Consider the following 24985-nt stretch of genomic DNA (forward strand, 5'->3'; position numbering starts at 1 on the left):
GGCCTGGTTGTCTAGACTTGTCGGGTGAGCCTGCGACTGTACGACACCGGCACCCGATCCGTCCTCGACTTCCAGCCCCGGAAGCCCGGCGAAGTCGGCGTGTACCTGTGCGGCCTCACCGTCCAGGGGCCGCCCCACATCGGCCACCTCCGCTCCGGCGTCTCCTACGACGTGCTCATCCGCTGGCTGCGCCGCAGCGGCTACCAGGTCACCTACGTGCGCAACGTCACCGACATCGACGACAAGATCCTCGTGCGCGGCGAAGAGCAGGGCCGCCCCTGGTGGGCCATCGCCTACGAGAACGAGCGCAGACTCGCTCGCGACTACGCCGCCCTGAACGTCGAGGCACCCACCTACGAGCCGCGCGCCACCGGCCACATCACGCAGATGATCGACCTCATCCAGTCGCTCATCGACAACGGCCACGCCTACGTCACCGGCGCCGGCGACGTCTGGTTCGACGTCTCCTCCTGGCCCGAATACGGCGAGCTCTCCCACCGCCGCCCCGAGGACATGCTCTCCAGCCTCGAGGTCGGCGCCAAGCGCGACTCGCGCGACTTCGGCCTCTGGAAGGCCCACAAGGCGGGCGAGCCGCTCGACGCCGCCTGGAACTCCCCGTGGGGCCCCGGCCGCCCTGGCTGGCACATCGAGTGCTCCGCGATGGCCCGCCGCTACCTCGGCGACGCCTTCGACATCCACGGCGGCGGCACCGACATCATGTTCCCCCACCACGAGAACGAGCTGGCCCAGTCCCGCGGCGCCGGCCTCGACTTCGCGAAGTACTGGGTGCACAACGGGATGCTCAACCTCGCCGGCACCAAGATGTCCAAGTCCCTCGGGAACACGCTGTCGGTCACCGCCCTCGGCGAGAAGGGCTTCAGCGCCGCCGCGATCCGCTACTACCTGACGAGCGTCCAGTACCGTTCCGCGGTCGACTTCTCCGAGGACACGCTGGGAGAGGCCCAGACCGCGTGGGAGCGACTCTCCAACTTCGTACACCGTACGGCCGAAGCGCTCGGCACTGAAGCCACCATCGGCGGCATGCTGTGCTCCGATTTCGTCAACGCCATGGATGACGACTTGAACACACCCGCAGCCGTCGCCGCGATCCACGACATGGCCCGCGAAGGGAACGCCGCACTCGATGCGGGCAACGACACGGCCGCGACCAGCATCGCGGGCGGTGTCCGAGCTATGCTCGACCAGCTCGGCCTCGACCCGCTCGACCCGCACTGGGACGACCCGGGGGACGCGAAGCTGACCGGCGCCGTCGACGCGCTGGTGAAGCTCGCGCTCGAACAGCGCGCCGAGGCCAGGGCCCGCAAGGACTACGCGGCTGCCGACCGCATCCGCGATGAACTCAGCGATGCCGGCATCACCGTCAAGGACACCCCTCGCGGCCCCGTATGGACAATCGACTAGGCGAAGCTTGCGAGCCTTACATTTGACGAGGCCAGGCGACGCCCACCAGCCGTGAACGCGAGCAGGTCGGGCCGAGCCGCCGCCAGCAACGACCGAGACCTGGGGAACCGAGACCGATGAGCACCAAGGGTGGACACCCGAACCGCCGCAAGACCTCCAAAGCCGGACCCAAGATCGGCTCCGGCGGCGGCAAGAAGGGCCTGGCCGGCCACGGCCGCACCCTGAAAGCCGAGGACCGCCCCTGGCACAAGGAGTACCAAGGCGACGACAAGCCCCGCAAGACCCAGTGGAAGCAGTCCAAGGAACGCGCCAAAGCCGCCTCCGAAGGCCGCACCACCAACATCGGCAAAGCCAAGCCCTCCGGCGCCATCCGCCGCCGCCGCGACGACGAACCCGAACTCATCCTCGGCCGCAACCCGGTCCTGGAAGCCCTCCGCGCCAAAGTCCCCGCCACCGCCCTCTACGTGGCCTTCGGCACCGAACTCGACGACCGCGTCGCCGAATCCGTGCGCCTCGCCGGCAACCGCGACCTCCCCATCAAGGAACTCGCCCGCCGCGAACTCGACCGCCGCACGAACAACGCCCTCCACCAGGGCATCGGCCTCCAGATCGAACCGTTCCAATACAGCGAGTTCGAAGACCTGCTGCACATCAGCACCACCTCCGGCACCGCGCCGCTCCTGATCGCCCTCGACGGCGTCACCGACCCGCGCAACCTCGGCGCGATCATCCGCTCCGCCGCCGCCTTCGGCGGCCACGGCCTGATCATCCCGTCCAAACGCGCCGCCTCCGTGACCGCCGTCGCCTGGCGCACCAGCGCCGGCGCCGCCGCACGCCTGCCCGTCGCGAAGGTCGTCAACCTCACCCGCACCATCCAGGCCTGCCAGAAAGCCGGGTTCATGACCGTCGCCCTCGACGGCGGCGGCGACATCGACGTGTTCGACCTGCCAGTCGCCACCGACCCGCTCCTCATCGTCGTCGGCGACGAAGGCAAGGGCGTCTCCCGGCTCGTCGCCGAGACCTGCGACCACATCGCGAGCATCCCGATCGCCGGCGAAGTCGAATCCCTCAACGCCTCAGTCGCGGCCTCGATCACCCTCGCCGAAGTCCAGCGCCAACGCCGCTGAAACCCCAGTACCCGAACGTCAAGAGCGGGCCGCGACCCCACCCGGTCGCGGCCCGCCCGCTTTCGACCACAACGGGTCATCCCGTGACCGCGCCACTCGCCGCATCGGACTAACCTGGAACGACCCTGCACGCCCTAGCGCCCCCGGAGCTGCACCCACATGCCGGCTGAATACCTCCTGAGCGTCGACCTCGGCACCTCCCACACCGTGGCGGTGCTGGTGTGGCCCGACGGCCGCACGCGGCCGCTCCTGTTCGACGGCTCCCCGGTGATGTCCTCCGCAGTGTTCCTCGACCAGGCCGGGAACTTCCACACCGGCCGCGACGCCGAGCGCCTCGCGCTCACCGCACCCGAACGCTTCGAACCGAACCCCAAGCAGCGCATCAGCGACCGCACCATCCTCCTCGGCGACCGCGAAGTCCCGGTCACCGGCGCACTCGCCGCAATCCTCGGACGCGTCGCCCGCACCGCCGTCGAAGCCGTCGGCCACCTCCCGAACGCAGTCCTGACCTGCCCGGCGGCATGGAGTGAACAGCGGCGCGGCGCACTCCACGACGCCGCCGCCCAAGCGGGATACCGGCCCGTCAAGATCCTCACCGAACCCGTTGCGGCAGCGCACTACTACACGACACGCCTGTCCCACCCGCTCCAACCGGGCCAAGCCCTCGCCGTCTTCGACTTCGGCGGCGGCACCCTCGACATCGCGGTCCTCGAACGCCGCCAAGACGGCTCCTTCGGCGTCCTCGCCGACGGCGGCCTGCCCGACCTCGGCGGCCTCGACTTCGACGCGGCACTCGTCGAACACATCGGCGAGACCGTGAAGCAGCGCGAGCCCGAAATCTGGAAGCGCCTCGAAAACCCCACCGGCGCCAGCGAACTGCGCAACCGCCGCGAACTCTGGGAAGAAGTGCGCGCCGCGAAGGAAATGCTGTCGCGCTCCTCCGTCGCACCCGTCACCGTCCCCGACATGGCCCAGTCGCTCCACCTCACCCGCGGCGAACTCGACCAGATCTCCCGCCCCCTCCTCTCCCGCGCCGTCGGCGAGACCCAACGCGTCCTCGGCCTCACCGGCCGCCGCCCCGAACACCTCGCGGGCCTGTTCCTCGTGGGCGGCTCCAGCCGAATGCCCATGGTGTCCAAGATGCTCCACGAAGGACTCGGGATCGCACCCACAGTCCTCGAACAGCCCGAACTGCCCGTCAGCGAAGGCGCGGCCCTCGCGCTGGCGGGTCCCGCGCCGGTGACGCCTCCGGCCCAGGTGCCCTCCCCGCCGGTGCAGTCGCCGACGTCCCCGCACACCTCGCCGCCGGTCCGGTCGGGCAGCCTGCCGCCGGTCACGCCGGGCACGGACGAGACGGTCATGCTGCGGCGCAACAGCCCTGAGAAGCCGAAGCGGAAGATTCCTCCGAAGTGGATCGCCATCGCCGCGGTCGTCGCGGTGCTCGCGATCGTGCTGCCCATCGGCTGGTGGTGGCTGACGAACCCGTACAAGCAGAAGCCGTTCGACGAGGAGCTGAAGCCGGTCGGCGAGACCATCGCCTTTGCGGCCGAAGGCAACGACGGGATCTACGAGGTCCGCGCCTGGGGCGACAAGACCCTGTTCGCCTACACCACCGCCTCGAGCGACGCGTCCGGCGAAGAGCTCCACCTGCGCGCCGTCGACACGGAGACCGGCGATCCGCTGTGGGACGCCGACACGGTCATGACGGGCGCGGGCTGGGACGAGAACTTCTACGTCTCCGAGGACCTCGTGGCCTTCTCCCAGGAGGTGGAGAGCGGCGGCGAGACCCAGTACCGCTTCTACTTCCTCGACTGGAAGGACGGCGAGATCCGCAATACGGTCGACAGCCCGGACCGCACGGCCGCCCGCTCGGGCGACCACCTCGTGATCGCCCCCTTGGGCGGCAACGTCTTCGACGTCTACGACGGCGACGGCGAGTCCGTCGCGACGTGGCCCGTCGGGAACGTCGACGAAAGCGTCACCCTGTCCGGCTGGAACCTCGTCGGCACCCCCGAAGACCTCAAGGAACCGTCCCTGCTCGCCAACGGCAACGGCCGCGCTTGGGCCGTCACGAGCGACAACGTGGTGCACGTCTACGAACTCGAGTCGGGCGACTTGGTGGCGGAGAAGGAGATCGAGAAGGTCGACGACCTGTACTTCGGCTGGGACAACCTGCTGTACGTGGTCGTCGACAAGGAGACCGGATACGAGCTCAACGCCTACGACCTCGAAGACGGATTGTCCCTTCTCGACAATGAGGTCATCGAGTCCGACACGGCGGCACCGGACAAGGTGCGCTACTGCAGCGAGACCTCGATCTGTGTGCGCGAGCCGGTGGAAGGCGAGACGGACGTCTACACCTGGCGGATCTACGACGCCGAGGAGAAGGAGGTCGTGCACGTCTTCGACGACCTCGAGTACCGCTACATGGAACCGCTGGGCGACCGCCTCATGGTCGAGTACTACGAGGGCGACGAGGTGCACACCCAGATCTACGACAATGGCTTCGACACCGTCGGCAACAGCCTGGGGGACGCCCCCTTCCACGCGGTCGACGGCGGCAGCGCCATCACCTGGCCGGCGCCCTCCGCCTTCAGCGCGAGCACCGGCAACGTGATCGGCCTCGGCCGCGACGGGAAGCGCACCTCGTTGAGCATCGGCCTCGAGGTCTTCAGCTGCGACGCCACCGAAACACGCCTGGCCTGCCTGACTCCCGGCGGTATGCAGATCTACTCCTTCAGGGACGCTTAGGGAACGGGGCCGCCCGCTGAGCGGCCCCGAACTCACTCCCAAGGCGCGAACACGCCCTCGCCACGCAGCGCCTCCATCCGGTCCCGCAGCGCCGCGAGGAACTCGCCCTCGACATCGCTGCCCCGCAACGGCTCCCCGACGAACACGTCTGCGAAGAACGGCACCAGCAGCGCCTCGCCCTTCGGCAGCGCCTTCCCCAGGCCGTGCGTGTACACCGGCACGACCGGCACCTCGGGGCACGCGACCGCGAGCTTCGCGATCCCGCCCCTGAACCGCGCCAACCGCTCCGGTTCGCCGCGCGAACCCTCCGGGAAGAAGATCAGGATCTCCCCGCGCCCCAGCGCCGCCCGGCATTCGGCCAGCGGATCGGCGCCCTCCGCACGCTGCCTCGCGATCGGCACGATCCCGATGATCCGCAGCGAGAACCACGCCAGGAACCCGTTGCGCAGGAAGTAGTCCGCCGCCGCCACCGGCCGCACTTTCGCGAGCGACCGCAACGGCATGAGGCTCATCATCACCATCGTGTCCAGATGGCTGTTGTGGTTCCCCGCGATCACGGCCGGCCCGGCGACGGGCAGCCGCTCGCGGTGGCGCACGTTCAGCCCGATCACCAGCAGCACCACGGTCCGCACGATCACGGCGAAGAACCCCAGCCGCAGGACCTTGTTGAGCGCGTTCACAACAGCCCCTGCGCGGTCGGCGAGTAGTACAGGAACCACATGTAGTGGAAGAACAGCGGCGCCGTGAAGATCAGGCTGTCGACCCGGTCGAGCATGCCGCCGTGGCCCGGCAGCAGGCTCCCGGTGTCCTTCACGCCGAGGTCCCGCTTGAGCGCCGAGATCGTCACGTCGCCGGCGAAGCCCGCGACCCCGATGATGCCGCCGGCGATGAGCGACTGCCACCAGGTCATCGGCGTCAACCAAGGCCCCAGCGTCCAAGCGAGGACCACAGTGGTCGCCACACCGCCGACAAGGCCCGCGACGGTCTTGCCCGGGCTCACCGACGGCACCACCTTCCGCTTGCCGAGGAGCTTGCCCCACACGAACTGGCTCACGTCGTTGAACTGCGTCAAGAACACCAGGTACAGGACGAGGCCGACCGAGCCGACGCCCGGGTTGATCTCGTCGGGGAGCACCAGCAGGTACGCGAGGTGCCCGATCGCGAACACCATCGCCATCAGTCCCCACTGGAGGGTGCCGACGGCGCGGACGAAGTTCTGGGTCTCCCCGGCCAGCACCATGCGGAACGGCAGGAGCAGGAACACGTACACCGGCACGAAGATGATGAACACGCCGTACCAGCCGAACCCGATCACGATGAACTGCAACGGGATCGCCAGATAGGCCCAGAAGATCACCCGCCGGTCGGCCCGCCGTGTCGGAATCAGCGACAGGTACTCCTTGAGCGCCAGGAACGACAGCAGCGCGAAGAACACCAGCGACACGACATCGCCGACCAGGATCGCGACGGCGAACACCGCCGCCATCACCCACCACGACTTGACCCGCTGCACCAGCTCGATCTTCAGAGCCTCCGGAAGCTTATTGCGCAGCAACGCGATCAGCACGCTCGCAACGATGAGGATGCCCGCGATGCCCGCGAGCGCGGTCGCGACGACCGGTTGGAATCCGAAACTCATCACGCCGCCCCTTCCTTGAGCGCCGCGCGGGCGCGATTGACGACCGTGAGCACGAGCAGGACCGCCGCGACCGCGAGCACGGCCGTCCCGATCCACCCGACCGGGCTCCCGAACGCCGCCCACAGCGCGAGCACGCCGAACACGACCGCCCTGTCGCTCTTGCCCATCGGGCCCTCGTACCGCCGCGACGCCCCGATCTGGACGCCGATGACACCGGTCATCTCGCCAATCACCGCCAGCACCACGACCGCGACCACCAACGCCGGTTCGAAGCCGGCGACGAACGCGAACGGCAGATACAGCGCCGCGTCCGAGACCACGTCGCCGAGTTCATTCAGGACCGCGCCGAGCCTCGACCGCTGGTCGTGCTCACGGGCGAGCATCCCGTCTATCGCATTGAGCGCCATGCGAACGAGCAGCAGCACCGGCACCGCGACCAACGGCCAGGCCCGATCGGGCCAGACCGCGACGACCGCGCCGACACCGATGGACAGCACCGCGGCGGCCACGGTGACCGCGTTCGCGGTGACACCGACCGCGGCGAGCCGGCCGACTGCGGGCCGCAGCGTTCGCTGGAACGCCGGTTTCAACTGGTACACGGAGGGCATGAAGGGGCCTTTCTCGAAGGGTGAAGGGGCTTGAGATCAGGCGGAGGCCGCGGCCTCCGAACGTCGGCTCGTTCAGGCGGCGCGGGATTTGCGGCGCAGCCACCAGGCGACCTGGAGCAGCGCGCCGAGCGCGGGCAGGCCGAGGAAGGCGTACGCGAACAGCTCGTCCTTCGTCACGAAGTCGATGCCCGGGTAATACGAGGTGTCTGAGTAGAGCACCCGAAGCCCGATCCCGAGGATCACGCACGCCAAAGCGGCGGCCCCGTAAGCGATCCGCCGCCCCGGCAGCGGCCAGGCCGCGGCGATGAGCACCGCAGCGGCGGCGAAGAAGATGAGCATGAGCTCAATCGGCGCAGGCCCCTCGTTGGCGATCATGTACACGAGGACTGCGATGTACACCGAGACGAGCATCGTCAGCAGCGCGCCGCCCTCGGCCAGGTACGTGTCGACGCGGGGCCGCGGCATCCGCCACGACGCCCACAGCAGCCACGGCGCGGGCAGCGCCAGCAGCACGACGAACATCACGATCGCCACGGTGCCGGATTCAGAGAGCCAGGGCCAGAGGACGAGTGCCAGGATCCAGGCGACCGGGGCGAGCCCCCAGGCAATGGCCGAGCCTCTGCGGCTTGAAGCGGTGTTCTGCGGTGCGTTGTTCATGCAACCAGTGTCGCAACCCTAGGCAACCGCTCCATTACCAAATTCGTGCCATCGTTGTAGGTTCCCCACAACAACACCTCGCTCACTGCCCGCTTCCACCCCGCAATTTTCTAGGTTTCCACCAAAAACGGACCACCGGGCCGCGGCAAAGCACCCGCCTTTTGACGTCCTCCCCGATCAGGCCGGAGGGGACCAGGCAGAGCAGCTGATTTTTGACGTCCTCCCCGATCGAACCGGAGAAGGCCAAGCAGAGCGGCGCACTTTTGACGTCCCCCCGATCGTGCCGGGGCCTCCTTGCGGGCGCTGGCCCGCATGGCCGCTTACTTCGCAGCAGCGGTGGTTACTGCTTCTTGCCGTTCGCCTCCCGGCGATCGGGTTTCCGCGCCGTGCCCGGTATCCCAGGTCTTCTCGGCACTCCACAGTCGTTTCGACTCTCCGCCTGGTCCGGCCGGAGCCGAGCCTTTCCGTCCTGCGGCGAGCACTTCGCGCCCATAGGCACGAAGATTTACTTCAGCATTCTCATCTCGATCATGGGTGACGCCGCACCCGGGCGCCGAACAGGTCCACTTGCGTTTGTTCAGGCCGGCCTTGCCCTTCGGGCCGGTGAGTGACCGGCAGGCCGAGCACATCTGGGTCGAGGGGAAGTATCGGTCGACCTTTACGAAATCTCGCCCGTATCGGGCGCACTTTTCCTTGACCATGCGAAGGAAGGCCCCGAGCGCCTGGTCGGTTGCCAACCTGCCGAACCGCTGCAGGATCGTCCGCACATCTAGGTCCTCGACATAGACCGCTTGGTTCTCGCGGACGATGGCGGTGGACTGCTTGTGGAGGAAATCCCGCCGCTGGTCGGCAGTGCGCTCATAGAGCCGTGAGACTCGCACCCGCTGCTTGTGCCAGTTCTTCGAACCTTTCTGCTTGCGGCTCAGCGCTCGCTGGGCCTTGGCGATCCGCTTCTCCTGCTTGCGGAGGAACTTCGGTGACTCGATTCGCTTCCCGTTGCGCATGACTGCGAAACAGGACAGTCCCACATCAATGCCAGTGTCGTCATCAATCCCGAGTGGAGGCAACGCTTCGCCGGGCACCTCGACTACGAACGAGGCGAAGTACTTGCCGGTTGGCGTCTTGATGAGCGTGACGCTCGACGGAGCCGCAGGGAGTTCTCGCGACCAGGCGACACGGAGTTCGCCGATGCCGGCGAGATAAAGCCGGCCGTTGTCTCGCAGCCGGAAGGCATTGCGGTTGAACCGCGCCGACTGGCGATGTGAGCGCTTCTTGAAGTTCGGCCGTCCCCACTTGGGGCCGGTGCGCCCCTCCTTCAGCCACTTGAAGAAGCGGCTGTAGGCCTGATCGCAGTCGCGCACGGCTTGTTGCAGAGGTACCGGGCTGACCTCGGCCAGCCATGCTCGTTCTGGGGTCCGCTTAGCTTCGGTGATCAGGAGCTTCTGCAGCTTTGCGGAAGACGGACAAGGCAACCCGGCGGCAAAGGCCGCCCGTCTCGCGGCTACTGCGTCGTTGTAAACCGTCCGGGCACACCCGAAGGTCCGGGCAGCGCGGGCGCGCTCGGGACCGCCTGGGAAGGCGCGGAATTGGTATCGCAACAGCATGCCGATAATGATATCGGACAGGCGTGCTAAAATTGGTCACACGATCGAGTGACTGATGATGTGAGCTCGGTCATTTCGGGACTTGGAATCCGGTCGAGTAAGATTGCCTCGGCTCGCCGGGATACCGGCGCTGACCAGCCGGTGTAGCTTTAATTGGTAGAGCGGCTGACTTGTATTCAGTAGGTTGCGGGTTCGAGTCCTGTCACCGGCTCCATTGCCCGACCGTCGGTCGGGCTTTTTTCTTGTCCGGGTTCAGTTCTCGGCTTCGTTCTGGTCGTCCGGGGCGGCTCGGCGGCACCATTCTCGGGAGTCCGCTCCCGCCATTGCCCAGATGAGGGCGAGTGGGATGAGGCAGAGGATCACCAGCAGCGGCCAGGAGCTGGTGCCGTCTTCGAAGAGGTCGCGGGTTGCGGCGATGATGAGCCAGAACGCGTAGGCCGCTGCCAGGCCGACGGTGGCCCAGCGGGCCCAGTTTCGGTGGAATGAGAAGCCGATGTTCAAGGCGGCGTGGATGATCGCGAGCACGAAGATCGCACCGGCGGTCCAGGCCGCGCCGTCCGAGGCGAGGTCCACCTCATCTCCCGCCTGCGCCAGAATCCCGACCGAGCCCAGATAGAGCCCGGTACCGACGGCGGTCCAGAGCACGAGCAGCGCCGACACGACCTGGTGCGGCGGCTGCGCCGCTTTGGCGATCCGGGGGCTGTGGCGTTCGGCGTCGCAGTCGCACCAGTCCCGCGCGGGCCGCAGCAGCAGAAGCACGAGCAGCAGCGCGAGCATGGCGGTGCCGACGGCGCCCGTTCCGGCCGCGAAGGCTCTGGTGAGGAGCGCGGCGGCCAGGGCGATCGCGCTGACGATGACCACGACCGACCGCGCCCAGTCGCGGCCGCTGCGCACCTTGATCGCGAGCAACCCGAACACGACGGCGGCGGCCAGGATGAGCAGCGACTCGACGAACTCCAACGGCGTCCACGCGTCCGAATATCGCGCGGTCACCTCGAACGAGGTCGCCACCACGGACACCGTTGCGGTCCAAGCGGTCACGACCGCGAAGAGCCACAGCACCACGACCGCGGCGAGGACCGCCACGGGCGTGCGCGGCTTCGGTTGATCCGTTCCGGAGACCGGGGGTTCGGGCGGTTCCGCCGGAGGCGCGGCGGCTTCGGTCTCGGGCGTGGACTCGGGCGTGGACTCGGCGGGATTCGCGCCGGCCTCAGGTTCGGACTCGGGCGGTTCGGGCTGCGCTTCGCGGTCCATGATGCGGCTTTCGTCGGGCGACGGGAACCGTTCCGACACTAAGGCATCCGGGCCATCGGCACCACCCGCATGAACGGCACCGCATTCGAACAAGTGGGTGTCGGACGCTTGTGGGAGAGTCGTCCCATTTCTTCGGTTGGTCGGAGGTGGATGCGGGTGGGAAGGGGCACGCCCTATGTTCCGCCCGGCGCAGCTAGTCCTCCACCGTCACCGCCCCCGAGACCAGGCCCGCCGCGGCCTCGGCCGCGAGTGTTCCGGCTCGGGTCTCCGCTTCGGCGAGGGCTGAGCGGAGGTCGTCGAGTTTCGTGAAGGCCGCTCCGCGTCGCTGCTGTTCGGCGAGCGGCAGTCTCGGGATCTTGACCGAGAGGATGCGGCGCTTGGCACCGGTGGCGGTGCGTTTGGTCGCGGTCGGCAGGCGGGCCGCGAGTGCGGCGGCGATCCAGCCGAGGTCCGTGGTCGGCTCGCAGGTGATGGTCCATTGCGTCTCGGTGGCGTCGCCCCGCCATCCCAGTCGCACCGGCGGATCGCCGATGGGGTCGACGATGACGCAGCGCAGGTCGCCTCCTTCCCCGCCGGGGTTCACGATCAGGTGCCCGTCCCGTTCGAGGTCCGCGAGGCTCGTTTCCGGGGTGCTCTCCTCCGCGCCGGTTCCGAAGCGCGGCAATGGATGGCGGCCGATCTCGCCGACGCGGCCGCCCAGGCCCTCGACGGCTTCGGCCAGGCTCGCGGCGTCGCCGGTGGCGCTGGCGAGGTAGACGGCGGGGGAGATGTCGACGTCCTCGTCCCAGAGCCGCATGAGCGGCACGGTGGCCGAGTCGGCGGTGGCGATCGTGGCGTCGGGGTCGGCGGCGATCGTGCGCCAGGCCTCGGCGAAGTCGCCGCCGCCGGAGACCAGCAGCTGGCTCGTCTCGCCGCGGGGGGCGAGGATCCAGATGTGCGCCTTGGCTTCGGGGGAGTCGACGACGGCGCGCAGTGCGCCCCAGCGGAGCAGTTCGGAGCGGATGCGTCGGCCGGTGCGGCGGTGGGCGACCTGGGCGGGCATGCGTACGACGGCGTGGCCGCCGGGGGCGAGGAGTGCGACGCAGTGCAGTGCCCACGCGAGTTCGGGTTCGGTGCGCGGCGGCGTGCCGTAGGCCAGGCGCGGGTCGTCGCCGGCCGGGTACTGGCCCGTGCCCACGTCCTTGACGTTGAACGGCGGGTCGCAGACGACGAGGTCGTAGCGTTCGCCCTGGACCGGGTTCAGGAGTGAATCGCCCACGCGTGCAGTGACTTCGGCGTCCTCGTCGAGGAGCCTGAGGCGCTGTTCGGCGATCGCCGCGCGGGGTGCGGAGAGGTCCTGGCCGCTGAGGACGCGACACCGGCCGGTCCGCCGCGCGACCTCGGCGAGGAGGTCGCCTTCGTCGCAGGCGGGGTCGTGGACGCTCGGCAGCGCGGTGCCTTCGGTGACGACGGCGGCGATGTCGGCCAGTGGCGCGATGCCCGGGGGGACGCCGGTTCCGGCGGCTTCGCGGGCGCGTTCGATGAAGAATTCGAACAGCTTCGCAGCGGGAGTCTCGGCCCGCAAGTCCTTGAGTTCCTTGGCGATCGCGGGTTCGCCGGTGCCGCTGAAGGCTGCGGCGACTGCGCCGAGGGCGGCTTCGGCGGTGGGGTGGGTTCCGGCGAGGGCGAACCAGAGGCGGTCGGCGCCGCTGACGTGCAGTGCTCGGCCGTGCCGTTCGGCCCACTGTTCCAGTTCGTTCAGGGAGAAGCGGGGTCTGCGGGTCGATTCGTCCACGGGGGCGGGGAAGTCGGGTTCGCGGCGGCGCCAGTTGCTGACGGCGTTGCGGCCGACGCCCGCGAGTCGGGCGAGGTCGGTCAGCGTGATGGTCTCGCCGGAACTGGCGTCACGGGTGGTCATGCGGCTCCCCTGTCTGGATTTATCGAATCGTAACCCACCCCGCGTTGCTGAGGTTTGACACAGTCTACTAGGCTCGTGAAGTAAGTTCACAAGCTATGAATCGCGAACCCCATCCCACGGAAGGCAAGTCATGAACATCGAGTTCCCCGAGTTTTCCAAGCGCTTCCTCGCCGCCTCCGGCGCCGGCCTCATCGCCCTTGCGGCCCTTTCCGCTTGCGGCTCTGAAGACACCGGTTCGACCGACACCTCGAACGCCGCCGAAGAGGCCGGCGCGGAAGAAGGCGCTGAAGAGGAAGAGGCCCCCGCGGGCGACGGCACCGACGTTGAAGCCCCGCTCGCCGCCGGCTCCACCCTGGAGGTCGGCGACTGGACCGTGACGGTCTCCAAGGCCACGCTCGACGCGACCGAGGAGATCCTGGCGGACGACGAGTACAACTCCGCTCCCGCCGAAGGGTTCCAGCAGAGCCTGATCACGTTGGACGGCACCTACAACGGCACCGACACCGGCTCGCTGTGGCTCGACGTCACCTTCGGCGTGTGGGCCGACGGCACCTACTACGACAGCATCGACTGCACGAACATGGTCTCGGACCAGATCACCCTGGTCCCGGACGTCTCCGCCGGCGGCACCTCCACGGGCTCGGCCTGCGTCGAGGTGCCCACGGGCGCTGAAGAGTACGTCCTCTACTTCGAGGACCTCATGAACATCGACGGGACGCAGTACTTCGTCGAGCTCGCCTGAGCGCCCGCGGCGCTCGGCACCCACAAGCCGGAGGACGCGGTGACCATTGGGCGGAACCCGCGTCCTCCTTTGCCTCCCGACACATCCGCTCAGCCGATGAGGATTCCTTCCGGCTTGACCGAATTGCAACCATCGTGATCCTCATCATGAACGCCGTGCCGCGATTTCGCGGACGGTGTGAATCGCCAGGTCAGCGGCGCGAACGCCGGTCGGGTGACGACTACGGACACCTCGGTAGTTGAAACCCCTCCATAGGGTCGCGCTGAATTCAGGATCACCGCCCCACCCGATCGGCGGTGCCGCACAGAAAGCAGCTCATGAACCTCAACACCGAGACCTTCGGCCCCATCCGTCGACTCCTCGCCGTCGGCGGCGTCGCCCTCGCGGGCAGCGTTGCCCTCACCGGCTGCAGCATCCTCGAGGAAGCCGCGTCCGACACCACCAGCGACACCGAGGTCAGCTCCAGCCAGCTCGACGCCGCCGCGGACGCCGCCAGCGGCGACTGCCTGCCTGAGCCGCCCGTCGGCGGAGACAGCTCGACGTTCGCCGTCGACTGCGACGCCCCCGAGGCGTTCTGGACGATCACCGCCATCGAGGCCGACCCTGGCCTCACCGCCGCCGGCGAGGGCGAGATCGCCGACCCGCAGGGCATCTACGACATCTGCGGCGACAGCGTCGGCGCGATGGTGCCCGGCGAGGCCTGGACCGACTGGAACATGATCTGGGACCAGACCACCGGCAATGTCGACTACCTGTTCTGCATGGAGGCCATCGACAAGCCCAACGCCGAGGGCGTCACCCCGGTCGTCCCCTCCGCCACTGACGAGTGCTTCGACAGCACCCAGTACCTGTACGGCACCTACCCGTGCGACGCCGCCGGCGTCGACTCCGTCGTGATCGACGTCGTCACCGTCGACCCGGCCGAGTGGGCCACCGCCGACGCTGAGGCGCTCTCCGCCGAGTGCGAGGGCGACTGGTCGTACTACCTCCCGGCCATGGACCAGTTCGGCCGCACCACCGCGGTCTACTGCACCGCGTAACCACGCGACTGGAGCGCGCCCGTAGCGCGCGCAACAAGGCCCCGAGGCATCGCCTCGGGGCTTTTCGCTTGCCGTCCTTAGGGAATGAAGACGCAGTACTCGCGCAGGTGGTGCTCGAAGGTCGGGCTGATCTCGATGACGAGCATGACCTCGCCGAGGCTGCCGAACGGTCCGGACTGCTCGACCCAGCTCTGGATCTGCCTGGCGCTGCGCTCGGTCACGCCGGGGAGGGACATGAGGACCTGCAGCGGGGCGTGGTTGAGGTCGACCAGGCCGCCGTCGTCGAACTGGCGCGGCAGGTCCGGTCGCCCGATGCCGAGTCGCTTGGCCAGCATGGGATCCGCTTCGGCGGTGCGGCGGGCCTGGTCGCGGAGGCGTCGCGCCCGGTCCACCACTTCCATGCTGGACAGTCGGGCGACCGGCACTCCTGTGTTCGCGGGCGGGGTCCACACCACGGGCCGGATCACCAGCAGGTGCGCGGTGGAGCCGAACCCGGCCAAGGCCATCGTGGTGCCGAAGGTCGCGACCGCCCACGTCGGTATCGGGTCGCCGGAGCCGAAAACGGCGAAGCAGCCGACGAGGATCAGGGCCGAGTGGACGATCAGCGCCGCCAGCGTCAACGTGTCGCGGCGCCTTCCCAAGGCCATCCCGAACACGATCGGTGCGGCGTACCCGCAGGTGAGCAGTGGCGCGAACGCCCAGATGTACGAGCCGATCTGGACCAGGCGGCGGCGGTTTCGGGCTTTGACTTCGTTGACGGGCGGGGCGTAAGGACCGAGCGCGGTCATCGAGGAGGACTCCCAGGCGTGGCGGGGGGCGGCACCGGCCACGCGGGACCTGCGTGGGGCGAAGCGGTCCAGGTCCGCAGCAGCCGTTCGGCTTCGATGGTATCGGCATCGGCCGGGCCGAGCGCCGCGGCCATCTCGTGAACCACAGTGGACAACTCGCGGTGGGCCTCCGGGCCCCGGCCGAGTGCCGCGAGCATGTCCGCCGCCACCCGCCTCGAGCGCAGCGTCGAGCGCGACCGCTCGCCTTCGAGGCGCCGCTGCCGCTCGATCACGCTCATGAGCCCAGTCAGGGCGCTCGCCGTGTTCCCAAGGGCCGCAAGGCATTGCGCGGACCGCATCTGGCAGTGCAGCGCCAGTGCGGGGTCCGGGCTCTCGTAATCCTTTGCGAGGGAGCGGAACGCGCTGAGCGCCCCGTTGTAGTCGCCGATGCCGAAGGCCCGGTCAGCCTCGGCGATGCGCTCGGCCCGGTCCGGCGCGGTCGGTCGCTTTCCTTGCGCGGCGGCCTGTGCGGCGACTCGGGCGGGGGCGAGCGGGGCGCGGAACGGCCAGGTCGGGTCGCCGCAGTCGTGCGCGGGCGTCCCTGAGGCCGGTGCGGTGGCGAGGAGGGCGGCGAGCCGGAGGTGCACGGCGGCGGCGTCCGAGCCGCGTTCGGCGGGTTCCTTTGACAGGAGTCGGGACACGAGTCCGTCCAGTTCGGACGGAAGGTCGGGGCGGCGGCGTCGCACCGGGTCGGGCAGCTCTTTCAGGTGGGCGGTCTGGACCTCGTAGGCCGAGCCGCGGTCGGCGAACAGCCTTTCGCCCGTGGCCATCTCGTAGAGAAGGGCGCCGAGGGCGTAGAGGTCGGCGGCGGGTCCGGCGGGTTGGGCGCGGATCTGCTCGGGCGCCATGTAGTTGAGGGTGCCGGGTTTGTCGCCGGTCATGGTGAGGCGGGAGACGTCGGGTTCCAGGATCGCGGCGATGCCGAAGTCCACCACGTGCGCGAGTCCTTCGGGGCCGACGATGATGTTGGCGGGCTTGAGGTCGCGGTGGACGACCTGTTTCGCGTGGGCGGCGGCGAGGACGGAGGCGAGTTGCGCGCCGATGGCGAGGGTCCAGTCGCCGGGGAGCGCGCCGGTCTCGTCCAGGAGGTCGCGGAGGTTGAGTCCGGGCAGGTAGGCCATGACGAGGTAGAGCTCGCCGGAGTCCTCGTCGAGTCCTGCGTCGAAGATCGCGGGGACGCCGGGGTGCTGGATCTGGGCGGTGACGCGGGCTTCGCGGCGGAAGCGGGCGGCGGCCTCGTGCTTCTGGGCTCCGTCGAGGAGGTCGGGTTTGACGACTTTGACGGCGACTTCGCGTTCGAGGTGGAGGTCGAGGCCTTGCCAGACGCGGCCCATGCCGCCTGCGCCGACCGGCCGCACCAGCCGGTACCGGTCGCCGAAGACCTGGGGAGTGCTCACGCTACAAGCATGCCCGGCGTCTCGTGGCAAACGAAGGCCGGACCCGCGAGGAGGCGGGGGTCCGGCCTTCGCGGTCGGGAGGTTATTCGTTGAATTCCTTGTAGGCGCGCTTGATCGGGGTGGGCTGCAATGTATTCGAACGATCACAGCCGAAATGCGAGGCCGGGCCCTCGGGGAGGCGAGGGCCCGGCGGATCGGAGGGTTCGTCCCGCTAGTCGCAGGTCCAGACCACGGCCTTGAGAATGTGGACGTCGTCGGCGTCCTGGCCCGCGTAGACCTGGCCGGCGATCAGTTCGCCGTCGTCGTCGATCTCGGTGGCGTAGTCGCCGAACCAGTTGTCGGCCGGGTCGACCAGGCCCGGAAGCTCGACCACTTTCCCGTCCTCCTCCTGGAAGACCGCGCGCGGCTCCACTTGACCGGCCACGGTGCCCTCTTCGTTGATCGCGAGTACGAAGGGCACATCGATGACTTCGACGGTGCCGTCCTCCAGGTTCCAGCGGACGCCGGTTTCGAGGCCTGCTGAGCGCATGTTGCCGCCGACCCATCCGTCGGCGATGTCGGAGGCGGTCAGGAACAGGTCGGCCGGGTCGGCGCCTTCGGGCATCGGCAGTTCTTCGGCCGTCCCGTCCGGGTGCCACACGTAAGGCCGGGAGAACCCGTCCTCGGTGTGGTAGGTGCCGACGATCGTGCCGTCCTCGTCGATCGAGGAGGCGACGCCCGAGACCGCGCCCTTCGGCAGTGGCAGCGTCTCGGCCTTGAGGCTGCCGTCGCGCCAGGCGACCGGTTGCGGGTACTCCTGGTCCGAGTAGCCGACGATGTCGCCGTCCTCGTTGACGCCGGTCGTCGTGCCGCCGCCTTCCACGCCGAGCTCCCACAGTTCGCCGTCGCGGAAGACATAAGGGACCAGGAGGCCGTCGACCCAGGCGTCGCCGACCGCGACGCCGTCGGAGTTCACCCCGGAGAGGGTCTGCTCGGTGCCCGGCAGCGGCACTTCGACGGCCTCGCCGTCTTCGTAGAGGTAGGTGGCGCGCTCCTGCCCGTCCAGTTGGGGCGGGTAGACGCGGTAGGCGATGACGTCGCCGTCGCCGCTCATGGCGGTGACGAGGCTGAAGTAGCGGTCCTCCGGCATCGGCAGCTCCTGGAGGACGCACGCGTCGTCGCCCGCGGGGGCGGCGTGCGCGGCCTGGAAGGGGACGGCTGCTGCGGCTGCGGCGGCGAGGAGTGCACCGGTCGCGGCGAAGGCACTGCGGCGCTTGAAGTTTCGTGTCGCCCGGAGTTCGATGGCCTGTCCGAATGCGTTCGACATCAGCGGTCCTTTCGTCGACGTTTTGGGGCCGGAAGGCCCCGACGCCCTCCAGTACGCGGCCCGATGTGACCCGGGTTGCCCGGGCTTGGGTCGGAAGGTCTCGAACAGCGTCGAACGGTGTCGAACGAACGTAGTTACCCGTCGGTTCATTTTGCCCCTAGGGACACTTGCGACTCACGCGCGGCAGCAGTGAAACACCTGCGTAACACGTAGATAGAAGCCTAAAGATTTCTTCCGCCCGCGTTGACTGAGGCGTGTGTCGGACGCTACAGTTCTTCACAATCACCCTTCCTAGTGAACGCGCATTCACCCCTCCGGTGAACCCCCAAGTGGTAGGGAGCCATATGCCGACGGCGATCTCAGACCAGCGAAGCGTTCGACTGCGCACAGTAGACGGACTCAGCGCGCTCGGCATACCCGCGCCCCCCGAGCAGTTCCCGCTGCCCTTCCCCAACGGGCAGCTCCCGCGCATGCGCCCCCGCGGCCACGTCGAGGCCCGCGCCGCGATCCTCAACATCGTCCAGGCCCGCGTCTTCGACATGCCCGAGGAGCTCGCCATGCGCTGGCTCCTCGACGCGCACGTCCTCGACCACCTCTCACCGGACGAATGGGGCTTCATCGCCTGCGGCCGAGGCGAAAGGGCGCGCTACGCCGACCAGCTCGAAAGCCTGTACACCGTCTCCTGGCTGCTCGGCCTCGTGGACCACCTCGACCCCGCCGTGCCCTGCAGCGAGGAGCTCCCCGAACTCCTGCCGGACCTGCGCCGGCCCGAGTCCTTCGGCACCTGGCGCGACCGCCAGCTCACACCGACCCGCGACCCGGCCGTCATCGCCGAGATGCTCGACCTCTACTACTGCCTCGACTGGGTCTGCGACCAGGCCCGCCGCGCCGGGCAGGCCCCGCCGCGCGGCGTCGACGACAACCTGGTGTGGCATCGGCGCTGGGCCCTCGAGTGGGCGGTCGTCTTCGCCGACGAGAAGCCCGTCCACTGGGACGAGGTCCGATTGTGAGGCAGGCTCGCGAAACGGGCTGACTATATTCATGGGATGAATTCGTCTGCACCGTTCAGCAACGCGCTCACCCATGAGCAGCTCCGCACCGCCCCCAAGGTCGTGCTCCACGAGCACCTCGACGGCGGCCTGCGGCCCGAGACCATCATCGAGATCGCCGACGAGATCGGCCACACGCTGCCCACCGACAACCCCGAAGAGCTCAGGAACTGGTTCTTCGACGCCGCCGACTCCGGCACGCTCGAGCTTTACCTCGAGACCTTCGCGCACACCGTCGCCGTCATGCAGCGAGCCAAAGACTGCTTCCGCGTCGCCTCCGAAGCGGCCCAGGACCTCGCGAGCGACGGCGTCGTCTACGCCGAACTGCGCTACGCCCCCGAGCAGCAGCTCCTCAGCGGCCTGAGCCTCGAGGAAGTCGTCGAGGCCACCCTCGCCGGATTCGAAGAGGGCCAGCGCATCGCCGCCGAGAACGGCAACCCCATTCAGGTCCGCACCCTGCTGTGCGGGATGCGACACGCCCACCGCACCACGGAGATCGCCAAGCTCGCGGTCGCCTTCCGCGACCAGGGCGTCGTCGGTTTCGACATCGCCGGCGGCGAGATCGGCAACCCCGCCGAGCACCACGTCGAGGCCTTCGACTACCTGCGCCGCGAGAACATGCCGTTCACCATCCACGCGGGCGAGTCCTGCGGCCCCGAGTCGATCTGGGGTGCGGTCTCCGTCTGCAGCGCCAACCGCATCGGCCACGGCGTGCAGCTCATCAAGGACATCGACATCACCGGCGACTTCGCGAAGCTCTCGAACCTCGCGCAGTACATCCTCGACCGCCGCATCGCCCTCGAGGTCGCCCCCTCCTCCAACCTCCAGACCGGTGCTGCCGAATCGATTGAGACGCACCCGATCAGCGTGCTGTACTCCCTCGGCTTCCGCGTCACCGTCAACAACGACAACCGACTCATGAGCCGCACCGACGTCTCCCGCGAGTTCCAGCTCCTGTCGGAGACGTTCGGCTGGGGCTGGGCGGAGGTCAAGCGCTGCACCGAGAACGCCGTGAAGGCCTCGTTCCTGCCCTATTCCGAGCGTCGCTTCATGCTCGAAGAGGTGATTCGCCCGGCCTACACCGCGCTGGAGTCCGCCAACACTGAGTAAGCTCGTGCTCATGCACGTTTACACCGCTCCTGTCGTCGTCCCCGTCGCGGACGAGCCGATCCGCGAGGGCGCGGTCGGGGTCGACGACGGGCGGATCGCCTTCGTCGGCCCCGCCGCAGACGCACCCGAGGCCGAAACGACCACCGCCTTCGACGGTGTGCTCACCCCCGGGCTCGTCAACGCCCACACCCACTTGTGCTACACCGCGTTCGCCGACATGTACGGCAACGAGAAGGAGTTCTTCGAGTGGATCCAGGACTTCGCGCGCCGCAACCCCGCGACCGCCGATGACGCCTGGAAGGCCTCAGTGCAGCTCGGCATCGACGAGTCCATCGCCCACGGCGTCACCGCCGTGGCCGACATCGTCACGCCCGCAGCGGGATTCGTGCCGCTCTTCGCCTCCCGCCTCGCGGGCGTGGCCTACTGGGAGGCCTGCTTCATCGACGGCGCCGCCTGGGAAGTGCGCCGCAGCGCCTGGCGCGAGATCGTCACCGACAGCCGCGCCGTCAACAACTCCGACATCGCGGTCGGCATCAGCCCCCACACGCTGTACACGCTTGGCACCGAGGTCGGCAAGAGCCTCGCCGAACTCGCGCGCACTCTCGACATCCGCCTCCACCCGCACCTGGCCGAGACCATGCACGAGGACATGTTCGTGCGCCGCGGCTCCGGCCCGTTCGCGTTCATGAACCGCCGCGCGGGCCTCGAACTCGAACTCGCCGACGGCGGCGCCGGGCACTCCCCGGCAGCCCAGATGGAGAAGGTCGGCTGGCTCGGCGCGGACTCCCATGTCGCGCACGGCGTCCACCTCGACAAGACCGACCGCGAACTTCTGCGCAACCTCGGCACCGCCGTGGCACTCTGCGCCCGCTCGAACGCCCGCCTCGAAGCCGGCGAGCCGCCCGTCGCCGCCCTCCGCGCCGAAGGCAACACCGTCGCCGTCGGTACCGACTCGCGGGCCTCCAGCCCCGACCTCGACGTCGCCGCCGAATGGCCCGTGCTCCGCAAACTCGCACTCGCCCAAGGCGACGGGGGCGAAGGCCTCAACGAATGGCTCGTGCGCGCCGCCACCCAAGGCGGCGCCAAGGCCCTCGGTCGCGACGACATCGGCGCCATCAAAGTCGGCAACCGCGCCGACCTCGCGGTCTTCAACGTCGACACCGAAGGCGACCCCTACGCCGCCCTCGTGAACGGCGCCGCCGGCAACTGCGCCGCCACGGTCCTCAAGGGCGTTCTCGTCGATCGATAGGCGATCCTCCTCTCCTCGCAAGCGCTGTGCCTCGATGGTGCCCCGCCGAACCTGAAGGGGGCCTGAAGCCACCTGAAGCGAAGCTGAAGCCGACGGCGAATCGGAATCAGATCGGGAGTTACCCGCGCGTTCGGTTCGGAGTCCCCTGGCCTATACCGTGCCCGAAGGAACCTGAATCGGAGCTGAAGGTGGCGGGCGGGAGTTACCCACGCGTTGCGTTTGGGGCCCCCTGGCCAATACGGTGCCCGCGGAAAGCTGAAGCGGAGCTGAAGGCGGAAGGGGAACGTGAACGGGAGCTGACGGCCGAAATCGAACCTGAACCGGAGCTGAAGTCCTTGCATCGATAACGCTTCGATCTCGAGGCTTGTCGATCGGCTCGGCGTCCGCGATGCTGAATGAGGCCGAGTGCCGGCCGATCGACTTTCCACACCGGAGAGGCAGCGCCTCTCTGTGTATCCCCTGGAGAAGGCGGGGCGCGCGAAGGCGCGCCCCGCCGTTTTTCGTCCCGGACGCCACCGCCGTTTTCCATCACGGACACCGCCGTGCAAAACGGCGGAACCAGCGGTTTCCCGACCAACGCATACGAGCCCACTGATCTCTGTGACAACCGGCACGCCCTTGCTATCGGAAGGGTTACACGGGATAACGGTTCGGTTTCATAGATCGACATCACAGCCTTCATGCGTCAGTGTGGTCCTGTAGCGCAGACCGCACTCGGGGGATCTCTCAGCGAGATCACAGCCGGGATCGCAGCCGGTCCGCGCCGATCGAATCGAAGACGGACAGGAGGCGCCGATGCACCGCTCACTCGAGCACACCGCCGCCCCTTCCCGTGCGCCCCAGTCGCTCCCGTCCGAACTCCGAATCGCCCTCAGAATCTCCTCACTGGGCGAGCGAGCGTCCGTACCCTGCTCCCTCATGGCCGCTCGCGCCGCGTTACCCCGCGCACGCCCGATATAACCCCTTGATCCGCCGGGGCCCACACCGACAGGGCTCCGGCGGATTTTCCGTTTCCCGTGTGCAAGGCTGTCCAGGTGATCGAGGCGAACGAAGCGAATACCCCGCGTAAAGAACCCGGCCGCGTCGCGGCGATGTTCGACCGGGTCGCGCCGGGCTACGACCGCACCAACACCGTGATGGTCGCCGGGCAGGACAAGCGCTGGCGCAAGGCCACCCGCGAGGCCCTGAGCCTCCAGCCGGGCGAACGCTGCCTCGACCTGGGCGCGGGCACCGGCATCTCCACCGCCGAGCTCGCCAAGTCCGGTGCCGACGTCATCGGCGTCGACTTCTCCCTGGAGATGCTCAAGAACCACAAGGACCGCCAGGTCCCGCTCGTGAACGCCGACGCGCTGCGCCTGCCGTTCGCCGACGACGCGTTCAACGCCGTCACCGGCTCCTTCTTCATCCGCAACGTCGTCGACCTCGACGCCTGCCTCACCGAGATCCGCCGCGTCCTCGCCCCCGGCGGCCGCATGGTCCTGTGCGAGGTCTCCAAGCCGGTCTGGAAGCCCTACCGCAAGGCCCACGGCGTGTTCGTCAAGCACGTGCTCCCGAAGGTCGCCGCCCGCGTCGCCTCCGACCCCGAGGCCTACCAGTACCTCGCCGACACGACGATGGCCTGGCCCGACCAGGCCGAGCTCGCCGACCGCATCGTCAAGGCCGGCTTCCGCAAGGTCGCCTGGCGCAACCTCGCCGGCGGCGCCGTCGCCATGCACCGCGGCTTCAAATAGGAACGCGCCGCCCGCGCCGCAAGGTGGGAGCGGCGCGGACGGCGCAAGCGGGCGGAGATGAGACGATCACCGGCCCGCCGCATTCGGGTCCGCCCCCCGGCAGGACCCGAACGTCTAGTTGAGCTGGAACGAGCGCTTCGACAGGCCCAGCCAGTACCCGTCGATGACGGTGGTCGCCGCCTGCTCCTGCTCGCTCGCGGCCCCGTAGGTCACGAACAGCGGCACGTAGTGATCGACCGTGGGGTGCGCGTACGGCATCCCCGGCGCCTGCGAGCGGTAGCGCGCCAGCTCCTCGATGTCCCCGCGCGCCAAGGCGTCCGAGACCCAGTCGTCGAAGTCCGCCGACCAGCCGGGAATCTGGTCGGGGCGGTGGAAGTCGATGAACGGCAGCCCGTGCGTCATGAAGCCCGAGCCCACGACGAGGTAGCCCTCCTCGCGCAGCGGCCGCAGCCGCCGGCCGATCGCCATGAGCCGGTCGGGATCGTGCGTCGGGATCGACATCTGCAGCACCGGCACGTCCGCGTCCGGGTACATGACCTTGAGCGGCACCCATGCGCCGTGGTCGAGCCCGCGGCTCGCATGCTGGTGCAGCGGTTCGGCATCCGGCATCGCCGCGGCCACCCGCCGCGCCATGGCGCTCGCGTCCGGCGTCGCGTACTGCATCTTGAAGTACCGCTCGGGGAAGCCCCCGAAGTCGTAGACGAGCGGGGTCCCGGCCGCGGGGCTGGAGATCATGAGCGGCGCGGCCTCCCAGTGGGCCGAGACGATGAGGACGCCCTTGGGCCGCGGCAGGCCCTGCGCCCAGTCGAAGAGCTGCCGCATCCACGCGGCCTCGTCGAACAGCGGTGGGGCGCCGTGGGAGAGATATAGGGTCGGCAGGGCGCCGTCCTCGGGCGTCCAGTCGCGGCGCTCGGCCGCGGCGGGCGCGGTGGACTCGAGGAAGGCGTCGAACGCGGCGCCGGGACGACCGGACATGGTAACTCCTGCATCATTGAATCTTCAACAAATTTAGCTCGGGATCGTTGATGCATCAAGTAGTCAAGTTAAGCTTGTTGCATGAGTGATGACGCGCCATGGCTGGACGATGAGGAGATGGCGACCTGGCTGGCGTTCGTGCGCGTGGTCATGCGGCTCCCCAGCGCCCTCGACGGCCAGGTCAGGAACGAAGCCGACATCAGCTACTTCGAGTACAGCGTCCTCGTGGTGCTCGAACACACCGAAGACCAGACGATGCGCATGAGCGACCTCGCCTTCCTCTGCAACGGCTCGCTCTCGCGGCTCTCGCACGTCGCCCGGCGCCTCGAGAACGCCGGCCTCATCCGGCGCTACGCCTGCCCCACCGACGGCCGCTCGACCCTCGCCGCCCTCACCGACCGCGGACGCGACAAGCTCGCCCAAGCGGCCCCCGGCCACGTGAAGCTGGTGCGCGCCTTCGTCTTCGACGAACTCACCCGCGACGAGATGCGCCAACTCGGCGAGCTGTCCGAACGCATCCTCGCCCGCATCCAGGCCTGACCGGCAGCCGAGACCCCCTGGGCGAGCGCGGATCCCACCGACCTTTCTGAAATATCTTGCA

Annotated in this window: 21 protein-coding genes and 1 tRNA gene; 11 read left to right on the top strand and 11 right to left on the bottom strand. The window is 68.7% G+C overall.

What is annotated here, in order from left to right; all coding sequences use genetic code 11:
* The first annotated feature begins 24 nt into the window (after positions 1-24).
* The 3 genes from cysS to ACFO8M_RS13820 all read left to right on the top strand — a co-directional run bounded on the left by cysS (position 25) and on the right by ACFO8M_RS13820 (position 5300).
* A complete protein-coding gene (gene cysS / locus ACFO8M_RS13810; protein WP_387976097.1) occupies positions 25-1422 on the top strand; it encodes a cysteine--tRNA ligase in 1398 nt (465 codons plus the stop codon).
* Between the two features lie 116 nt (positions 1423-1538).
* On the top strand, positions 1539-2549 hold the full coding sequence (rlmB, locus tag ACFO8M_RS13815; RefSeq protein WP_387976100.1) for a 23S rRNA (guanosine(2251)-2'-O)-methyltransferase RlmB: 1011 nt from the start codon (positions 1539-1541) through the stop codon (positions 2547-2549).
* A gap of 159 nt (positions 2550-2708) precedes the next feature.
* Positions 2709-5300 (top strand): Hsp70 family protein, encoded by a 2592-nt coding sequence (locus ACFO8M_RS13820; protein ID WP_387976104.1) that lies wholly within the window; start codon positions 2709-2711, stop codon positions 5298-5300.
* 32 nt (positions 5301-5332) lie between these two features.
* Here ACFO8M_RS13820 and ACFO8M_RS13825 read toward each other — a convergent pair whose 3' ends face one another.
* The 5 genes from ACFO8M_RS13825 to ACFO8M_RS13845 all read right to left on the bottom strand — a co-directional run bounded on the left by ACFO8M_RS13825 (position 5333) and on the right by ACFO8M_RS13845 (position 9808).
* Complete coding sequence (locus tag ACFO8M_RS13825; RefSeq protein ID WP_387976107.1) at positions 5333-5980, bottom strand: lysophospholipid acyltransferase family protein; 648 nt, start codon at positions 5978-5980, stop codon at positions 5333-5335.
* Positions 5977-6939: a phosphatidate cytidylyltransferase gene (locus ACFO8M_RS13830; protein WP_387976109.1), complete on the bottom strand. Its 963-nt coding sequence runs from the start codon at positions 6937-6939 to the stop codon at positions 5977-5979. Before ACFO8M_RS13830 ends, ACFO8M_RS13825 begins: the two co-directional genes overlap by 4 nt.
* Entirely contained in the window at positions 6939-7547 is a 609-nt protein-coding gene (locus tag ACFO8M_RS13835; protein WP_387976112.1) for a CDP-alcohol phosphatidyltransferase family protein, read from the bottom strand. The genes ACFO8M_RS13830 and ACFO8M_RS13835 overlap by 1 nt, the downstream gene beginning before the upstream one ends.
* A gap of 72 nt (positions 7548-7619) precedes the next feature.
* The gene (locus tag ACFO8M_RS13840) at positions 7620-8204 is read right to left on the bottom strand and encodes a hypothetical protein (protein ID WP_387976114.1); all 585 of its coding nucleotides are present in this window, start codon (positions 8202-8204) and stop codon (positions 7620-7622) included.
* 320 nt (positions 8205-8524) lie between these two features.
* Positions 8525-9808: an RNA-guided endonuclease InsQ/TnpB family protein gene (locus tag ACFO8M_RS13845; protein WP_387976117.1), complete on the bottom strand. Its 1284-nt coding sequence runs from the start codon at positions 9806-9808 to the stop codon at positions 8525-8527.
* A 137-nt stretch (positions 9809-9945) separates the two neighbouring features.
* Here ACFO8M_RS13845 and ACFO8M_RS13850 point away from each other — a divergent pair.
* Positions 9946-10022 (top strand) — tRNA-Thr (locus ACFO8M_RS13850).
* A 38-nt stretch (positions 10023-10060) separates the two neighbouring features.
* Here the strand turns inward: ACFO8M_RS13850 and ACFO8M_RS13855 are convergent.
* Together ACFO8M_RS13855 and ACFO8M_RS13860 are read right to left on the bottom strand one after the other, a co-directional pair.
* Positions 10061-11062, bottom strand: a complete 1002-nt coding sequence (locus ACFO8M_RS13855; protein ID WP_387976120.1) for a hypothetical protein — start codon at positions 11060-11062, stop codon at positions 10061-10063.
* Positions 11063-11255: 193 nt separating this feature from the next.
* The gene (locus ACFO8M_RS13860; RefSeq protein ID WP_387976123.1) at positions 11256-12959 is read right to left on the bottom strand and encodes an N-6 DNA methylase; all 1704 of its coding nucleotides are present in this window, start codon (positions 12957-12959) and stop codon (positions 11256-11258) included.
* Positions 12960-13089: 130 nt separating this feature from the next.
* On the opposite strand from ACFO8M_RS13860, the gene ACFO8M_RS13865 reads away from it, so the two are divergent.
* Positions 13090-13701, top strand: coding sequence for a hypothetical protein (locus ACFO8M_RS13865; RefSeq protein ID WP_387976125.1), 612 nt, complete (start codon positions 13090-13092; stop codon positions 13699-13701).
* A 317-nt stretch (positions 13702-14018) separates the two neighbouring features.
* On the top strand, positions 14019-14741 hold the full coding sequence (locus tag ACFO8M_RS13870; protein WP_387976127.1) for a hypothetical protein: 723 nt from the start codon (positions 14019-14021) through the stop codon (positions 14739-14741).
* A 77-nt stretch (positions 14742-14818) separates the two neighbouring features.
* Here ACFO8M_RS13870 and ACFO8M_RS13875 read toward each other — a convergent pair whose 3' ends face one another.
* The 3 genes from ACFO8M_RS13875 to ACFO8M_RS13885 all read right to left on the bottom strand — a co-directional run bounded on the left by ACFO8M_RS13875 (position 14819) and on the right by ACFO8M_RS13885 (position 18271).
* Positions 14819-15571 carry a ComEA family DNA-binding protein gene (locus ACFO8M_RS13875; protein WP_387976130.1) on the bottom strand — a complete coding sequence of 251 codons (753 nt, stop codon included), beginning with the start codon at positions 15569-15571 and terminating at the stop codon, positions 14819-14821.
* Positions 15526-16965: a serine/threonine-protein kinase gene (locus ACFO8M_RS13880; RefSeq protein WP_387976133.1), complete on the bottom strand. Its 1440-nt coding sequence runs from the start codon at positions 16963-16965 to the stop codon at positions 15526-15528. The genes ACFO8M_RS13875 and ACFO8M_RS13880 overlap by 46 nt, the downstream gene beginning before the upstream one ends.
* A gap of 211 nt (positions 16966-17176) precedes the next feature.
* Positions 17177-18271, bottom strand: a complete 1095-nt coding sequence (locus ACFO8M_RS13885) for a hypothetical protein (RefSeq protein WP_387976136.1) — start codon at positions 18269-18271, stop codon at positions 17177-17179.
* Positions 18272-18615: 344 nt separating this feature from the next.
* Between ACFO8M_RS13885 and ACFO8M_RS13890 the strand changes: the two genes are divergently transcribed.
* The 4 genes from ACFO8M_RS13890 (at position 18616) to ACFO8M_RS13905 (ending at position 23409) form a co-directional block, all read left to right on the top strand.
* Entirely contained in the window at positions 18616-19281 is a 666-nt protein-coding gene (locus tag ACFO8M_RS13890; protein WP_387976139.1) for a DUF4272 domain-containing protein, read from the top strand.
* A gap of 36 nt (positions 19282-19317) precedes the next feature.
* Positions 19318-20430: an adenosine deaminase gene (locus tag ACFO8M_RS13895; protein ID WP_387976141.1), complete on the top strand. Its 1113-nt coding sequence runs from the start codon at positions 19318-19320 to the stop codon at positions 20428-20430.
* A 10-nt stretch (positions 20431-20440) separates the two neighbouring features.
* On the top strand, positions 20441-21679 hold the full coding sequence (locus ACFO8M_RS13900) for an amidohydrolase family protein (protein WP_387976144.1): 1239 nt from the start codon (positions 20441-20443) through the stop codon (positions 21677-21679).
* Between the two features lie 1034 nt (positions 21680-22713).
* The gene (locus tag ACFO8M_RS13905) at positions 22714-23409 is read left to right on the top strand and encodes a class I SAM-dependent methyltransferase (protein ID WP_387976147.1); all 696 of its coding nucleotides are present in this window, start codon (positions 22714-22716) and stop codon (positions 23407-23409) included.
* A 114-nt stretch (positions 23410-23523) separates the two neighbouring features.
* Here ACFO8M_RS13905 and ACFO8M_RS13910 read toward each other — a convergent pair whose 3' ends face one another.
* Complete coding sequence (locus ACFO8M_RS13910; protein WP_387976150.1) at positions 23524-24384, bottom strand: dioxygenase family protein; 861 nt, start codon at positions 24382-24384, stop codon at positions 23524-23526.
* A gap of 81 nt (positions 24385-24465) precedes the next feature.
* Here ACFO8M_RS13910 and ACFO8M_RS13915 point away from each other — a divergent pair, with 81 nt between their 5' ends.
* Entirely contained in the window at positions 24466-24924 is a 459-nt protein-coding gene (locus ACFO8M_RS13915) for a MarR family winged helix-turn-helix transcriptional regulator (protein WP_387976153.1), read from the top strand.
* Positions 24925-24985 lie beyond the last annotated feature (61 nt).

The organism is Glycomyces rhizosphaerae (assembly GCF_042647865.1).
GTDB classification, from domain to species: Bacteria; Actinomycetota; Actinomycetes; order Mycobacteriales; family Micromonosporaceae; genus Glycomyces; species Glycomyces rhizosphaerae.

What these genes read in the sequence shown, in the direction of transcription:
- rlmB (WP_387976100.1), top strand. Translation starts at nt 1,539, where the DNA reads ATGAGCACCAAGGGTGGACACCCGAACCGCCGCAAGACCTCCAAAGCC.
- ACFO8M_RS13820 (WP_387976104.1), top strand. Translation starts at nt 2,709, where the DNA reads ATGCCGGCTGAATACCTCCTGAGCGTCGACCTCGGCACCTCCCACACC.
- ACFO8M_RS13830 (WP_387976109.1), bottom strand. Translation starts at nt 6,939, where the DNA reads ATGAGTTTCGGATTCCAACCGGTCGTCGCGACCGCGCTCGCGGGCATC.
- ACFO8M_RS13835 (WP_387976112.1), bottom strand. Translation starts at nt 7,547, where the DNA reads ATGCCCTCCGTGTACCAGTTGAAACCGGCGTTCCAGCGAACGCTGCGG.
- ACFO8M_RS13840 (WP_387976114.1), bottom strand. Translation starts at nt 8,204, where the DNA reads ATGAACAACGCACCGCAGAACACCGCTTCAAGCCGCAGAGGCTCGGCC.
- ACFO8M_RS13845 (WP_387976117.1), bottom strand. Translation starts at nt 9,808, where the DNA reads ATGCTGTTGCGATACCAATTCCGCGCCTTCCCAGGCGGTCCCGAGCGC.
- ACFO8M_RS13855 (WP_387976120.1), bottom strand. Translation starts at nt 11,062, where the DNA reads ATGGACCGCGAAGCGCAGCCCGAACCGCCCGAGTCCGAACCTGAGGCC.
- ACFO8M_RS13860 (WP_387976123.1), bottom strand. Translation starts at nt 12,959, where the DNA reads ATGACCACCCGTGACGCCAGTTCCGGCGAGACCATCACGCTGACCGAC.
- ACFO8M_RS13865 (WP_387976125.1), top strand. Translation starts at nt 13,090, where the DNA reads ATGAACATCGAGTTCCCCGAGTTTTCCAAGCGCTTCCTCGCCGCCTCC.
- ACFO8M_RS13870 (WP_387976127.1), top strand. Translation starts at nt 14,019, where the DNA reads ATGAACCTCAACACCGAGACCTTCGGCCCCATCCGTCGACTCCTCGCC.
- ACFO8M_RS13885 (WP_387976136.1), bottom strand. Translation starts at nt 18,271, where the DNA reads ATGTCGAACGCATTCGGACAGGCCATCGAACTCCGGGCGACACGAAAC.
- ACFO8M_RS13890 (WP_387976139.1), top strand. Translation starts at nt 18,616, where the DNA reads ATGCCGACGGCGATCTCAGACCAGCGAAGCGTTCGACTGCGCACAGTA.
- ACFO8M_RS13895 (WP_387976141.1), top strand. Translation starts at nt 19,318, where the DNA reads ATGAATTCGTCTGCACCGTTCAGCAACGCGCTCACCCATGAGCAGCTC.
- ACFO8M_RS13900 (WP_387976144.1), top strand. Translation starts at nt 20,441, where the DNA reads ATGCACGTTTACACCGCTCCTGTCGTCGTCCCCGTCGCGGACGAGCCG.
- ACFO8M_RS13910 (WP_387976150.1), bottom strand. Translation starts at nt 24,384, where the DNA reads ATGTCCGGTCGTCCCGGCGCCGCGTTCGACGCCTTCCTCGAGTCCACC.
- ACFO8M_RS13915 (WP_387976153.1), top strand. Translation starts at nt 24,466, where the DNA reads ATGAGTGATGACGCGCCATGGCTGGACGATGAGGAGATGGCGACCTGG.